Here is a 14,985-nt window from a genome sequence, read left to right on the forward strand (position 1 = left end):
ATTTCAAAGTTAATAATTTTTGAAAACACTCTCTTAGTTTTGAATTAAATCAGTCCACTTTATGCTGACGATTTACATTATTAAGTTTCTAGTAATAACTGACCAACAACCAAATCTAAGGTCTGTAAAGAATTCTGTAATGTTGAAAACAAGCCAATGGACTGTATCCGCTTTTTCTTTAAACATATATTACAAATAATTTGTTGATTTAATTAAATTTTAGTCTGTAATTATATTTTAATTTGATTTTTTATAACTCCAAACCGCCATGCCATTTACAAATATTGCAAATCCGCTTACAATTAACAGATTGGGTAGTACTTCTGTAAATCCAGAACCTTTTAGTAAAACCATTCTAATAAACTCTACAAAGTATCGAATAGGATTTAACAACGTTAGATTTTGAGCCCATTTAGGCATGCTCTCGATGGGTGTAAACAATCCACTCATTAAAATAAAGATTACCATAAAGAACCATGCAATAAACATTGCTTGTTGTTGAGTTTCAGTATGATTAGAGATGTATAGTCCGAAGCCTAAAATTAACAGCAAATACACTGATGTGAAACCATATACAAGGAAAATGTTGCCTAGCATGGGAACATTAAAAACAATTTTTGCGATTAATAAACCCACTGTCAAAATCACTAAACCTAGCACCCAAAACGGAAATAATTTTCCAATAATAAATTGATATTTTTTTATTGGTGTTACATTTATTTGCTCTAAGGTGCCTAATTCTTTTTCTCTAACGATATTCATTGATGATAGAAATAAAGTAAGCATAGTGACTAATAAAACCAATATGCCCGGAACCATAAAGGTTTTGTAATTTAAGGTGTTATTATACCAAAAAGAGGGAATAACCATTATGTTTTGAGCAACTTCTATGTTTTCAGAGAAGTATTTTGACTGCTTTTGAATATTTTGATTATAGGTATTTAAAATCTGTGTTACATACACATTTTCAACACCAGCCGTTGCAGCATCAATGGCATTAATACTTACTGAAACACTTGCTTTTTGTTCTTTTTGTAGGTCACGATTGAAATGAATGGGAATAGTAACAATAATGTCGGTTTTCCCTTTTTGCATTTCTTCGATAGCTTCTTTTTCAGAATAATAAGGTTCTGTAACTTTAAAATAAGTTGATGCTTTAAAAGCATTTATTACATCTCTTGAATCCCGACTTTGATCATTATCGACAAAAGTAATACTGATATTTTTAACTTCAAAAGTAGCTGCATTAGACAAAATCAATAATTGCAAAATGGGTAGAATAAATATCAGTTGCAGCATACTTTTATCTCTAAAAATTTGCTTGAATTCTTTTTGTATGATGAATAGTATTGTTTTCATAATTTGTTTTCCTAACCCTGTCAGGATTTTAAACCCTGACAGGGATACAGTTTTTATTCTAATCTAATTTTATATTTTTTAATACTCACCGATATAAAAAACACGGTCATTCCAATTAGAATAAGCGTTTCTTTCCATATGTATTGAATTCCGACTCCTTTTAGCATAATGGCTTTTACAATAATAATAAACCATTTGGCGGGTATGATGTTGCTGATTACTTGCATGGGTAATGGCATACTGTTTATAGGAAATATAAATCCGGATAGAATAATTACCGGTAGCATCAAACCCATTAGCGACAGCATCATTGCCGTTTGTTGCGAATTAGAAATGGTGGAAATTAATATGCCTAACGAAAGTGCAGAAATGATGAATAAAATACTTTCAAATGCCAACAAAAAGATACTGCCGTTGATGGGCATTTTGAAAACAAAATAACCTAATGTCAAAATTACGATTGCGTTTATAATGGAAAGAAAAATATAGGGAAATACTTTACCGATAATTACCTGAAAGGGTTTTAATGGCGAAACTAAAAGGATTTCCATCGTTCCTAATTCTTTTTCTCGCGTTATAGAAATAGAGGTCATCATGGCTGAAACGAGCATCAAAATAACGGTCATCACTCCCGGAACAAAATTAAAAACACTTTTAAGTTCGGGATTGTATACCATTCGCGAATGCACTTCCACCTTGATTTGATTGGTATTGGGCTGTTTTTTTTGAGCTTGATAATTTTGAATTATCGCTGAAGTGTAATTTGCTATCGTGTTGGCAACATTGGGTTCCGTTGCATCGGTAATGGTTTGTATAATGGCTACCTTTTTTGTTTCTAAATTTTTACTAAAATTGGGTTCAAAAATTAAGACTGCTTTGATTTTTCCTTTTTTAAATTCCGATTCTATATCGCGTTCTTTTTCAATTTGATTTTCGACATTAAAATAAGGTGATGCTTTTATTTTATTGATGATTTTTTGTGTTTCTACATCATTTGATTGGTCTAAAATAGCAATGTCAACATTGTTAATCTCGTTTGTAATAGCAAATCCAAAAAGTAAAATTTGTGCAATTGGCATACCAAACAGAATAAACAAGGAGCGTTTGTCTCTGAAAATATGATAGAACTCTTTTTTTACAAATCCGATGAATCGTTTCATTTTGTCATTGCGAGGTAGGATAAAATCTTTTCCTCTTTTTTTAATTAGTTATTCGATATTCCGTGCTAATTTTAAAAACACATCGTTCATAGAATCAACTTTGAATTGTTGTTTTAAATTTTTGGGTGTATCAAGTGCTTCAATTGTACCGTCAACCATAATGGAAAGTCGATCACAATATTCTGCTTCATCCATGTAATGGGTAGTTACAAAAATGGTTATTCCTTTATAGGCTTGTGTATAAATCATTTCCCAAAATTGTCTTCGGGTTATTGGGTCAACACCGCCAGTTGGCTCGTCTAAAAAAACAATTTTAGGTTCATGCATTAAGGCGACTGAAAACGACAATTTTTGTTTCCAACCCAATGGCAACGAACCGACTAAATTATTTGCTACCTCTTGAAGCTCCAGTTCTTCGAGTAGTTGGGCAATTTTTTGTTTGATTTGTACTCTTGATAATCCATAAATTCCACCAAAAAAAGTGATGTTTTCTTTGATGGTTAAATCATCATACATGGAGAATTTTTGGCTCATATATCCGATACTTTTTTTCACCAAATCGGCTTGTGTATGTACATCAAAACCTGCGACATTGGCTTCACCGGAAGTGGGATTTGAAATGCCAATCAACATTTTCATCGCTGTTGTTTTTCCTGCTCCATTGGCACCTAAAAAACCGAAAATCTCTCCTTTATACACATCAAACGAAATGCCCTTGACAGCCGTGAAGTTGCCAAATTTTTTGGTTAGGTTTTTTACAGATATTATTTTTTCTTTTTCCATTTTTATTTACAAATCCATAAAAACATCTTCAATCGTTATTGTTGCTGGTTTTATAATGATATCGTTATGATTTTTATTTTTCAAATAGGTTTCTAAATCGTTTGGATTGAACGCTGCATTTTTATCTATGTAATGCACGTATTCACCAAAAGCATACACACTGTATTGATTAGGGTAATTTTTTAGATCGTGTATCAGTCCGTGTGTGTTTTTTGCTTGTACATCATAAATTACTTTTTCGTAATTACTAATGATGTTTGCTGGTGTATCTATTTTTAGAATTTTACCTTTTTGTATCAATGCAATCCTATCGCACAACGACGCTTCATCCATGTATGGAGTGGAAACTAAAATAGTAATCCCTTTTTGTTGCAATCGCTTGAGCATAATCCAAAATTCTTTACGAGAAACGGGATCAACTCCGGTGGTTGGTTCGTCAAGAAATAATACTTTGGGAGCATGAATTAAGGCACAACATAATGCTAATTTTTGTTTCATTCCGCCAGAAAGTGCTCCAGCTCTTCGGTCTTTGAATGGTTCAATTTGAATGTATATGTCTTTTATTAAATCATAATTTTCCTCAAGGGTAGTTCCGAAAATAGTAGCAAAAAAGTGTAAGTTTTCCTCAACAGTTAAATCTTGATACAGTGAGAATTTACCAGGCATGTAACCAACAGAGTTTCTGATTTCTTTGAGTTGTTTGATTACATCAAAACCAGCTACCTCAGCATTTCCTTCATTAGCGACTAATAGCGTTGTCAGTATTCTGAAAATAGTTGTTTTTCCTGCACCATCTGGACCAATTAAACCGAATAATTCTCCATCGTTTACATCGAAAGTAATATTTTCGACTGCTTTTGTTTTTTTATACGATTTTGATATGTTGTTGACGACAATACTCATTATTTTATCAACAAGAAATTACTTTCTTCGTGAGCATCTACCCAATGTTTTACGTTTATCGGAATGTTGAAATAATCACCTGATTGTAATGTAATAGTAGTTCCGTTTTCATCTTTGTACGTTGCATTACCAGAAACACAAACTAATAAAGCTGGTACTTTAGTCATGTGTTCTGCTAATTGCTCGTTTTTTGCAATTTGCAACGAAATTACTTTTCCATCGGTAGGTTGAAACAATACAGAAGTTTGAACCGCTTTATTTTCGGTGTGCAGATTTTTTAAATTCATAGTTGTTGATTTTGAGTTGATTGGAACTGTTTTGCATCCGATTAAAAGAAATAGAGATGCCATTGTGATAATCATTTTCATTTTTTAGATTTTTAAATTTGTTATTGTACCCACATTTCAGCAGGCATTCCGATTTTTAAACTGCCATCGTTTTTTACTTTCACTTTTACTGCATAAACCAGATTTACACGTTCTTCTTTGGTTTGAATTATTTTGGGAGTAAACTCTGCTGCAGAAGCTATCCATGATACAGTTCCTTGATACGATTTCATGTCTTTTTCGGCATCAATTTTAACCGTCACATTTTGTCCTACTTTTATGGTTGACAACTGCTTTTCGCTAACATAGATTCGCAAGGTCATTTCTGAAATGTCGGCGATTTTGTAGAGTGGTTTTCCAAATGCGGTGATTTCGCCCGGTTCGGCGTATTTGGTCAAAACAGTTCCATTAATTGGATTCATAATTTTGCTTTTGGCAATTTGGTCATTGATTTTAGAAATTTGTACATCTATCGATTTTAAGTCATTCAAGATGGGTGCATTTTGAGTTCCTACACTTTTTATTTGCTCTTCGATAACCTTCACCTTACCATCAATTTCATCTACTTGGCGTTTGGTTGCTGCATTTTCCGCATACATATTCCGGATTCTACTTTTCTCTAAATGGGCAGTTTTTAATTGTTCTTGCAGTACACTTTTTTGTGATACTACATTTGCGGACTTTGAAGATATAGTATTTTTAGTGGCAATTAATTGCTGCTTTGCAAAATGTAATTGTAACGTATCTATTAAACCAACTTGAGATTGAGATTTTAATTCATCCCCTTCTTCAATCTTTAAAAACTCGATTTTTCCGTTTGCTTCTGAAGAAATAGTTATTTCTGTTGTTTCAAAATTTCCATAACCATCTGCTTTATCGCTATTTTTGTTACAAGAAATTAATCCTATAGTTGCTAAAATTATGCTAATTACTTTTTTCATTATTTTTAAATTTTTCGGATACTAACTTTATTTCCCTTTGATTATTTCGTAATTTGATTTTGCGGCAGCCAATTGAATTTCATGCATTTTAAAATTGCTTTTTGCTTCAAATAAATGAGTTAATTCAACTAGGTATTCTGACGATGTTATTACACCGTTTTTCAACTGAGCATCTGAGGATTTTATCACTTTTTCTCGTATCTGAATTATTTCGACGTCAGAAAGTAAAAGTTGTTCTATTTTCTTTATCTCATAATCTTGCTCCTCTAATTGCATTTTGTTGTTCAATTCAAATACTTCTTTTTCAGTAGTAACTATTTCTTTTGTAATATCTAATGCTTTTTTATCTGTTTTGATTTTTCCCCAATCAAAAACATTCCAATTAACCTTTAAACCAACAATATAAAAGGTTTGAAAAGAATTGTCTAACATGTTTAAACCAGGATTACCATAACCGGCTTGACCAAAAGCATTTATTTTTGGAAGATTTAATTTAGAAATAATACTTTTAGATAGCTCTAATTGCTCATTCTGCAAATCATAAAAAGCAATTTCAGGTCTTGTTAAATTAGTGTCATTTGTGTACGACACTGGTTGTATCAACTTTGTTTCAGTATCAATTTCAGAAAAAGTTAATTCTGAAAGATTTTTTAGTAGTTTGATATTTTCAAATTTAATTTCCGTTAATTGTTGATTAATTTTAATAATCTCTGCTTCTAAAACTTGTTCTGAGGTTGGAAGGATAGCACCAAATTTCACACCTGATTTGACTTCTTTAACTTTAGAAGCAAGTAACTCTTTTTTGGATGTTAATAATATTTTTTTTTCCTGAAGTAATAAAACAGAAAAAAAATAGTGATTTATCCGGCTTTTTAATTGGTATAAACTGACTTCAATTTGTTGCTTTTGAGTTTTCGTTTGTGCTTCTTTTAATTTAGCATTTGCATCGATTATTCCTCCATTATATAGCAATTGATTTACATCTAAAGTTGCTCTATATTGATCTTTGTTTAATGGTTGAACTCCTGGCAATGTAGCTGGTAATCCTATGACTTCAGATTGATGACTTGCCTGAGCGTTTACATCAATTTTTGGTAACTTCCCTTTGCTTAAAGCTTCAATTTCATAACTTGATTTTTGTTGTATTAATCCTGTTTGTTTTGATAAAGGATAATTTTTAGAAGCTAAAGTGTAGCAATCATCCAATGCTAAAGTTTGTTGAGCTGTTGAGTTTATTATTGAAAATAATAATAGTAGGATTACGTTAGTTTTCATTTGTTTAAATTTTTATAGAATTTATGATAAACTCAGCCACTTCTGTTTTTCTATTTTCTAGTATTTTATGGTAGCTTTCATTATCTACATTAACTAAAGCCATTAAAAGAGGTTGACCTATAAAAGGAAAAATGTTTAAAGACATTATATTAATAAATAATTGTTCAGCTTCAATTGGTTTAATAATTCCTTGTTTTATAGCATCGTTTACTTGAATTTTAAATTTTTCAGTAGAAGGAAAATTTTCTTCAGATCGAAGTTTCATCACAAATTCTGGATTTTTATTCAATTCTTGAATTACAAAATTTGGTAAATACGGATGATTGATAACAAACGAAATATAACTTTCACTAAATCTTCTTATTTTTTCAAATAAATCAATTTCTTCATTTAGTACCTTATTTAATTGTGGAGCCAATAACGAAAAAGCACTTTTGAAAACTGCTTCAAATAAAAGTTGTTTGCTTCTGTAATAATAATGTAATAATGCTTTATTGATTTTGGCTTTATCTGCTATTTCTTGCATTCTTGCACCTTCCATTCCTTTTTGCTGAAAAATTTCTTTGGCGGCAATTAATATTTCATTTTCTGTGTTTTCAGTTTTAATTTTATCCATATTGTTTAATTATATAGTTTAACCATTTGGTTAACAAATTTACAAAAAAGATGCTTACTATTAATTTTTTATTGCTTTTAATTATTTTATTAAAATACTAAGTAGATTAATTGTTGTCTAGTGCAACTTTTAAAATTTAATTTAAAAAATTTCTAGTAAAAACTTAACTAAAATTAATTAATTATCCTTAATTTAGCTGTGAAATTAATTTTTAACAGAACACTAATTCGTACACCAATTTCAAAGATATTTAATAATTTTTAAGCAATATGAAGGATGAATTTGATTTTATCCTAAATTCATAACCCAAAGGTCCCGAGTTCAAATCTCGGTCTCGCTACAAGATTATTACTTTGAAAGTAAACGGATTAAGGTTCTTAATCCGTTTTTTTTTTCAAAAGTTGACAATACGAAAGATTTTTTAAAATATTCTTTCCTAAATGATGTATATATTATCACAGGAATAGTTTTTGATTGTTAGTATAAGAAGTGCTATCTTTCTATTTAATCTTTCTGTCCCTTAATTACTTTTCTACTGAATATGTAAGGTTTAGAAACACATTTCTACCCATTCTAGGAATGTTATTCCAGTCGGTAAATGTGGAATAATAAGTGTCAAATGCATTTTCTACACCCACATTCAGCATTAATTTTTGTGAATTCCATTTGAAATTGTATCCTGCCGAAGCATTCAAAATAACAAAATCAGGCGTGCTGTTTTCTCCATAAAAAGAACTGTAATTAGATTGTGTGGCATTTCCTTGTATAGTAGCTTCCGTTTGAAATTGATTCTTTTTATATTGTAATTGACTTTGGTATTGTAACGGACTTATAAATGGCAGATTTCGGTTTTCGGAATCTTTTCCATAACTATATTGCAGTTGATTATTCCAAAAAATATAATCGGTTAAACGATAATCAAATTTTAATGAACTGTGAATCAAATTGGCATAGGTTAGTTGATTATACACTTTCACACCACTTGCTCCAATGGTCATTGGAATAAAATTACTATCAGGAATTCCAATCATATAATCTAAAATATGAAAGATAGAAAAAGTGATTCCTGTTTTTAATTTTTCATTTTTAAACAAAACATCAAAACTTGCTTCAATTGATTTTTCATTGGATAAATTCGGATTTCCGATATAATCAAACAAATCAAAACTATTGAAAATATAAAACGCATAACCTTCTGTTACGGAAGGTGCTCGTTCTCCATATCCTGAACCAACTGAAAAATTCCACTGATTAATTTGATGTTTTAATTGCAATGAAAAGCTTTTCAAAAATCGATTTTGTTGGTCTGCCATTTCCGGGTAAAAAATTTGTAAACTTTCCAAACCAAACTCATTGGCTACTTTGTTTTGATGATAGCCAACAGAACCATTAAATTTTAGAGAGTTTCTAACCGAAAATTCAATTTCATCTTCCAAATAAATACCATTGTAAAGTGTTCGAACATCGGGCCAAGTATACATAAACATAGCATTTTCATTTGGGTCATTCGGATACATTGTCATTTCAGCAATAGACCGATTGTAAAAACCATTCAAATTAAATTGAATATGGTGCTTTTCTTTTGTGCTTTTTCCTTTTGAATAATAACCATACGTATCACTCCAACCAGGCATATCCATTCTGATGGGAACATCCGGCCGTTTGGAATCATCCATAAAGTGAGTAATCGTATTGAAATACAACTTGTTTTCCCAGTGATTTACTAATCCGGATTTTGGAGCAACTTCAAATTTTAACGAAGTTATTAGTGCTCTAGCCAACGAAATATCCATTGGTAAAGCAGGGTAACCAACATCATTAGCTTCATCAAAAATAATAGAACCTTCAATCAATTTGTTTTGAAACTGATAACCGGAAATTATAGAAGCATTCATTTTTTGGAACTGAGAATAAAGTACTTCCTCATTATCACCTGCAAAATAATTGTCGGCTTTTCGAAAGGTTAGACTCGCATCAGCATATAACGAACTGTCTTTGTAATGCACCATTCCGCCCAAAATTCGTTGCTTGTTATTGAATTCAAAACCACTGCTTAAACTTCCTGACCAACCTAAATTTGCTTGATTGCTGCTAAGTCGTTTCAAATCTAAAGCTCCGCCAATCGTTGGTCCGTGACAACTTCCTCCTTGACCGGATGAAATTGTAGCTTCCGAAAGATTCGATATTTCTACATACGAAGTCACCGGATCCATTTTATCAGTACAAGCACCAAAAATACGCATGCCGTCAATGGTAATGATTGTTCGCTCTGTTGCCATATTATTAATCATGGGTTCCCAAGCATAACTTCCGCGTTTAATCATATCGATTCGTCCGGATTGTTGTAAATATTCATCCAACGAAGCTAGTGGTTTTACTTGTTTTTGATTTAATCGAGAAGGTTTCCCAATAAGAATGACTTCATTTAGTCTAACAGGTAAAATACTGTCTTTCAATTGTTCTTGTGCCAAACAATAAGTTGTAGACAAAAGAACAAATAAAACATAAAATTGTTTTTTCATAATACATAGTAAAAGGCCAAAAGTTTAAATAACCTTTGGCCGTTAATACTGTTTTTAGAATTCTACTTCAAAGAAAATGCTACTTGCTTCATTTGATTCGGTAACTGTTTCTCCTTTTAAAACATCATTGGAAGCATTCACTAATTGAAGATTAATTTTCCAATAACCTGTCATGGTTAATGATAATTTCCCGTGATAAAATTCATCAGAAGTTGATTGGGTTAAATCTACATTATTTGGTGAGCCGTGATTTCCCATACTTGGCATTCTCGGATCAATCATCAGTTTTAGATCGTTTACAACCGGAAAACTCATCATGTTTTCCATTTTAAAAATCCCTACCGTCATATCATTGAGAGCTACTCTTGGTGTTTTTGGGTCAATTAAGGCAACAATATACCTTATGTTGTCTGTACCTATAAATGAATTGACTACCCTTTTTGACGAAGCAGGAACATCAATTATATCTGTTACAGTGTAATTAGTTCCATTTATGGAATAATCAACTTTTAAATCCCAATATTCAGTAGAATTTTGTGGCATTTGAAAAACGATGTAGCCGTTGTATAACGTTTCTTTTCCTGCTACTTTTTCAACCATTGACAAAGGACAAGAGTGACTCATCATGGTCATGTGCATAATAGGCATCCATTCTATTGTTGCGTTTTGTATGTAGTTGTTAGTGGTTTTGTCTTTGATTCGCAGAGTGATATCGTTGTATCCTTGTTGAGTAATGCCTGATGCTGTATATAATTCAACAACATGAGTGTCATTGGTAAATTCTTTGACTTTTAATAAACCATCTAATTCGTTAACAGGTTTTGATTCATCATCAGAAGAACATGATGTAACTAAAGCTAGAGCAAAAAGGAAAAATATTTTATAAATTTTCATTGTAAATTTAATTTTGAGTTATAGAAATAGTAACCACAAGCCCATAAAGCTATGAGTTGGAATTCACCGATTTTATCGGCTTATGGTAAAAATAATGTACTAGTAGTATAGTTGGATTAGAATTTAATCCAGTTTATAAATTTAAAAATACTAAAAGGAAGATTAAATAGTGGGCGGATGAAAAATGCTGGTATTATGTAATCGAAAGTATAGTCTGGAATAAGAAATAGAAACCTGATTTTTTTCAACATAAATTCGATTGAATTTAAATTCAGGAATGGTTTCTAAGAATAATAATTCTAAGGTTATATTACTTTTTGATTCATGGGAAGCCGGCGTGCTCTCTTCTGATGCATTGGCTAACTCAGCTTTTAAATGACATTTACCATTACATTCCAATTCCGGTTTTGCCTTGTTTTCACACAATTCCTTTGAGATATAATCATAATTCACCACATAATTCATCACCGGAAAAATAGGTCTGAATAAAAAGAAGAAGGTTACTATGGCTATAAAATATTTCAAAACGAGATAGTAATTTATTGTGCAAATATAAGGGTTAAAAAAACATGATTTGTATGATTGCAATCATAAATTTTCGAATAATTACACAGGAAATTTGTATCATAATTTTAACCTAAATTAATATGAACAAAATGTATTTATTAGCAGTTGGTTTGCTCTTATTTGTTTCTTGTGGAAAAGAAAAAACCAATGCTGGAGAAGACTTTACAAAAGCTTCTTCAACTGAAACCTCATCAGACCCATCTTCTTATGATCCAAAAAGAGGTGAGGGAAAATTTACCACAGTAGACTTGGGAACCGGTTTAGATGTAGCTATGGCTTCAGAAGGCGAAAAAGTGGCCGGCGTAAAATGTATGTCTTGCCATAAATTAACCGACGAACGTTTAGTAGGACCCGGTTGGAAGGGAGTTACCGAACGCAGAACTCCGGAATGGATTATGAATTTCTCAACGAATCCTGATCCAATGATAGACAAAGATCCAGAATTACAAGCTCAATTGGAATTGTGTTTGGTTCGTATGCCTAATCAAGCTCTAACCGATGATGATGCCAGACATATTTTGGAATACATGCGTCAAAATGATGGTGTGAAATAATTTTTGAAATAAACAATTTTAATATAAATCGAAAGTATATGAAAACAAATTTTTTAAAAATTACTTCAGCAGTAGTTTTAATTGCAGCTTTTCTAGGTTCTTGCAAACCCAAAAATACAAGTGATACAGTGAGTGGGGATGCAGCTCAAAAAGCATACGTAGCTCCAGGTAAATATGACGAATTTTACAACTTTGTGTCAGGCGGATTTAGCGGACAATTAAGTGTGTACGGACTTCCAAGCGGAAGATTGTTCAGAGTAATTCCTGTTTTTTCAGTTGATCCGGAAAAAGGTTGGGGATACAGTGAAGAAACGAAACCTATGTTGAACACTTCACACGGTTTTGTGCCTTGGGATGATTTACACCACACAGAAATGTCGCAAACCAATGGAGAAGTAGATGGACGCTGGGTTTTTGGTAATGCCAACAATACACCTCGTATTGCTCGTATTGATTTAAAAACATTTAAAACAGCTGAAATTATTGAGTTACCTAACAGCGGTGGAAATCACTCTTCTCCTTTTATTACAGAAAACACAGAATATGTGGTTGCCGGAACTCGTTTTAGTGTGCCCGGTGATTATGAAAATGGTGATGTTCCAATTAATACCTACAAAGAAAACTACAAAGGTCACATCAGTTTTGTAAAAGTGGGTAAAGAGGGCGAAATGGATATCGCTTTTCAAATTATGACACCAGGTGTAAATTTTGATTTATCGCATGCAGGTAAAGGCAAATCACACGGTTGGTTTTTCTTTTCTTGCTATAATACTGAACAAGCAAACACATTGCTGGAAGTAAATGCTTCGCAAAAAGATAAAGATTTTATCATGGCTGTAAACTGGAAAAAAGCCGAAGAATATGTGAAAGCAGGAAAAGGTAAAAAACAAAAAGTTCGTTATGCTCATAACACTTGGGACGAACACTCGCATACAGCAAAATCAGAAATTAAAACAGAAGTTTTAGTCTTGGATGCTTCTGAATTAAAAGATATTTGCTACATGATTCCGTGTCCAAAATCGCCGCATGGTTGTGACGTAGATCCAACAGGCGAATACATTATTGGTTCAGGAAAATTAGCTGCTTTAATTCCGGTATTTAGTTATGATAAGTTACAAAAAGCGATCAAAGACAAATCATATGAAGGTGACTATGGAGGAATTCCGGTATTAAAATACGAATCCGTTTTACATGGTGAAGTTCAAAAACCGGGACTTGGACCATTACACACCGAATTTGATGGAAAAGGAAATGCCTATACAACCATGTTCGTTTCTTCAGAAGTTGTGAAATGGGATATTAAATCGCTAAAAGTGCTTGATAGAGTTCCAACTTATTATTCCGTAGGTCACTTGTGTATTCCTGGTGGTGACAGTAAAAAACCATTTGGTAAATATTTAGTTGCTTATAACAAAATTACAAAAGATCGTTATTTGCCTACCGGACCAGAACTGTGTCAAAGTGCTCAAATATACGATATTAGCGGTGATAAAATGCAGTTGATATTAGATTTTCCTACCATTGGAGAACCTCATTATGCTCAAGCAGCACCAGCCGATTTAATTCGAAACAACGGACAGTTGAAATTTTACAAACTTGAAGACAACAAACACCCTTATGCTACCAAAGGTGAAAAAGAAGCCAAAGTAGTTCGTGAAGGAAACAAAGTACACATTTATATGACTTCTATGCGTTCGCATTTTGCACCGGATAATATTGAAGGTGTATTTTTAGGTGATGAGGTTTATTTCCACGTAACAAACTTAGAACAAGATTGGGATGTGCCACATGGATTTGCTGTAAAAGGTGCTGATAATGGTGAACTTCTAATCATGCCGGGTGAAACCACAACTTTAAAATGGGTTCCGGACAGAGTGGGAACATTTCCATTCTATTGCACAGATTTTTGCAGTGCATTGCACCAAGAAATGCAAGGTTATCTTCGTGTTTCTCCAAAAGGTTCTAATGTACCTCTTCAATATAGTTTGGGAACAAATTTTCCGGCTGTAAAATAATATAATTTCTAGGGAGCATCAGTTTCTTGATGCTCCCTTAATTCAAAAAAAATGAAAACAGTAAAAATATCTTTACTCTCAAGAGTCCTACTTTTGATTGTAGCAGGGTTGTTTTTAGGTTCGCTCTATTTTCCAATGTGGCAAATAGATTTAGATGCACCGCAATATCCGGAAGGTTTAAATTTAAAACTGTATGCCAATAAAATTGGAGGTGATGTAGAAATTATCAACGGTTTAAATCATTATATTGGCATGGCAACTTTGCATACCGAAAACTTTATCGAGTTTAAAATTCTGCCATACGTTATTGGCTTTTTTGGAATTTTTGCTTTAGTATCTACTTTAATTGCAAAAAGAAAATTTGTAGTAGCTTTATTTATTTCGTTTATACTTTTCACCATTCTTGCAGGTGTCGATTTTTATCGTTGGAATTATGAATACGGACACAATTTAGATCCTAATGCAGCGATTAAAGTACCCGGAATGTCTTATCAACCACCATTAATTGGGTACAAACAATTGTTGAATTTTGGAGCTTATTCGGTTCCTGATAGTGGTGGATGGATGTTAATTGGTAGCGGTTTGTTAATTTTTATTGTATTGACATTGGAGTACAAATGGTACAAGCGTTTTATAAAACCAAAAGCTGCTTTGTTACTAATGCCAATTTTTATCCTAACAGCTTGTAGTGGCAATGAGCCAAAACCAATTAAATTAAATGTAGATGCATGCGAATTTTGCAAAATGCCAATATCCGATGGAAAATTCGGTGCAGAAATTCAAACCCAAAAAGGACGCCATTTCATGTTTGATGATATTTCCTGTTTAGTGAAATACTGCGAAGAAAATGAATCTACAACAATTAAGAGTTATTACGTGCATGACTACACAAAGAATAATCAATTGATTGATGCTACTAAAGCTTTTTACATTAGTGGTGGCAACATCAATAGTCCGATGCACGGCAATACTGCCGCTTTTACCACTTTTTCGGATGCTCAGAATTTTGGTGATAAACTAAAAGCCAAAGCCATTAATTGGAACGAAATTTTAAAATAAATAAACTTTCT

At 32.3% G+C, this 14,985-nt stretch carries 14 protein-coding genes; 3 read left to right on the plus strand and 11 right to left on the minus strand.

Annotated features, from left to right (window positions below; all coding sequences use genetic code 11):
- Positions 1 to 237: 237 nt before the first annotated feature.
- The 11 genes from AC23MC_RS10600 to AC23MC_RS10650 all read right to left on the minus strand — a co-directional run bounded on the left by AC23MC_RS10600 (position 238) and on the right by AC23MC_RS10650 (position 11,304).
- Positions 238 to 1,359 (minus strand): ABC transporter permease, encoded by a 1,122-nt coding sequence (locus tag AC23MC_RS10600; protein ID WP_487568418.1) that lies wholly within the window; start codon positions 1,357 to 1,359, stop codon positions 238 to 240.
- Between the two features lie 53 nt (positions 1,360 to 1,412).
- Positions 1,413 to 2,519, minus strand: a complete 1,107-nt coding sequence (locus AC23MC_RS10605) for an ABC transporter permease (RefSeq protein WP_487568417.1) — start codon at positions 2,517 to 2,519, stop codon at positions 1,413 to 1,415.
- 48 nt (positions 2,520 to 2,567) lie between these two features.
- Complete coding sequence (locus AC23MC_RS10610; protein ID WP_487568416.1) at positions 2,568 to 3,302, minus strand: ABC transporter ATP-binding protein; 735 nt, start codon at positions 3,300 to 3,302, stop codon at positions 2,568 to 2,570.
- Between the two features lie 6 nt (positions 3,303 to 3,308).
- A complete protein-coding gene (locus AC23MC_RS10615; RefSeq protein ID WP_487568415.1) occupies positions 3,309 to 4,205 on the minus strand; it encodes an ABC transporter ATP-binding protein in 897 nt (298 codons plus the stop codon).
- Entirely contained in the window at positions 4,205 to 4,573 is a 369-nt protein-coding gene (locus tag AC23MC_RS10620; RefSeq protein WP_487568414.1) for a cupin domain-containing protein, read from the minus strand. Before AC23MC_RS10620 ends, AC23MC_RS10615 begins: the two co-directional genes overlap by 1 nt.
- 20 nt (positions 4,574 to 4,593) lie before the next feature.
- Complete coding sequence (locus AC23MC_RS10625; protein WP_487568413.1) at positions 4,594 to 5,472, minus strand: HlyD family secretion protein; 879 nt, start codon at positions 5,470 to 5,472, stop codon at positions 4,594 to 4,596.
- Positions 5,473 to 5,499: 27 nt separating this feature from the next.
- Positions 5,500 to 6,747, minus strand: coding sequence for a TolC family protein (locus AC23MC_RS10630; protein WP_487568412.1), 1,248 nt, complete (start codon positions 6,745 to 6,747; stop codon positions 5,500 to 5,502).
- 4 nt (positions 6,748 to 6,751) lie between these two features.
- Positions 6,752 to 7,363 carry a TetR/AcrR family transcriptional regulator gene (locus AC23MC_RS10635; protein ID WP_487568411.1) on the minus strand — a complete coding sequence of 204 codons (612 nt, stop codon included), beginning with the start codon at positions 7,361 to 7,363 and terminating at the stop codon, positions 6,752 to 6,754.
- Positions 7,364 to 7,887: 524 nt separating this feature from the next.
- A complete protein-coding gene (locus AC23MC_RS10640; protein WP_487568410.1) occupies positions 7,888 to 9,885 on the minus strand; it encodes a TonB-copper family protein in 1,998 nt (665 codons plus the stop codon).
- 54 nt (positions 9,886 to 9,939) lie between these two features.
- Positions 9,940 to 10,779 carry a hypothetical protein gene (locus tag AC23MC_RS10645; RefSeq protein WP_487568409.1) on the minus strand — a complete coding sequence of 280 codons (840 nt, stop codon included), beginning with the start codon at positions 10,777 to 10,779 and terminating at the stop codon, positions 9,940 to 9,942.
- A 162-nt stretch (positions 10,780 to 10,941) separates the two neighbouring features.
- The gene (locus tag AC23MC_RS10650; protein WP_487568408.1) at positions 10,942 to 11,304 is read right to left on the minus strand and encodes a hypothetical protein; all 363 of its coding nucleotides are present in this window, start codon (positions 11,302 to 11,304) and stop codon (positions 10,942 to 10,944) included.
- A 122-nt stretch (positions 11,305 to 11,426) separates the two neighbouring features.
- On the opposite strand from AC23MC_RS10650, the gene AC23MC_RS10655 reads away from it, so the two are divergent.
- Genes AC23MC_RS10655 through AC23MC_RS10665 form a run of 3 tightly spaced genes read left to right on the plus strand, consistent with a single transcriptional unit; the run spans position 11,427 to position 14,974 of the window.
- On the plus strand, positions 11,427 to 11,900 hold the full coding sequence (locus AC23MC_RS10655) for a c-type cytochrome (RefSeq protein ID WP_487568407.1): 474 nt from the start codon (positions 11,427 to 11,429) through the stop codon (positions 11,898 to 11,900).
- Between the two features lie 38 nt (positions 11,901 to 11,938).
- Positions 11,939 to 13,915 (plus strand): Sec-dependent nitrous-oxide reductase, encoded by a 1,977-nt coding sequence (gene nosZ, locus AC23MC_RS10660; protein WP_487568406.1) that lies wholly within the window; start codon positions 11,939 to 11,941, stop codon positions 13,913 to 13,915.
- Between the two features lie 51 nt (positions 13,916 to 13,966).
- Positions 13,967 to 14,974 (plus strand): nitrous oxide reductase accessory protein NosL, encoded by a 1,008-nt coding sequence (locus AC23MC_RS10665; protein ID WP_487568405.1) that lies wholly within the window; start codon positions 13,967 to 13,969, stop codon positions 14,972 to 14,974.
- Positions 14,975 to 14,985 lie beyond the last annotated feature (11 nt).

The organism is Flavobacterium sp. T50_26 (genome assembly GCF_057652995.1).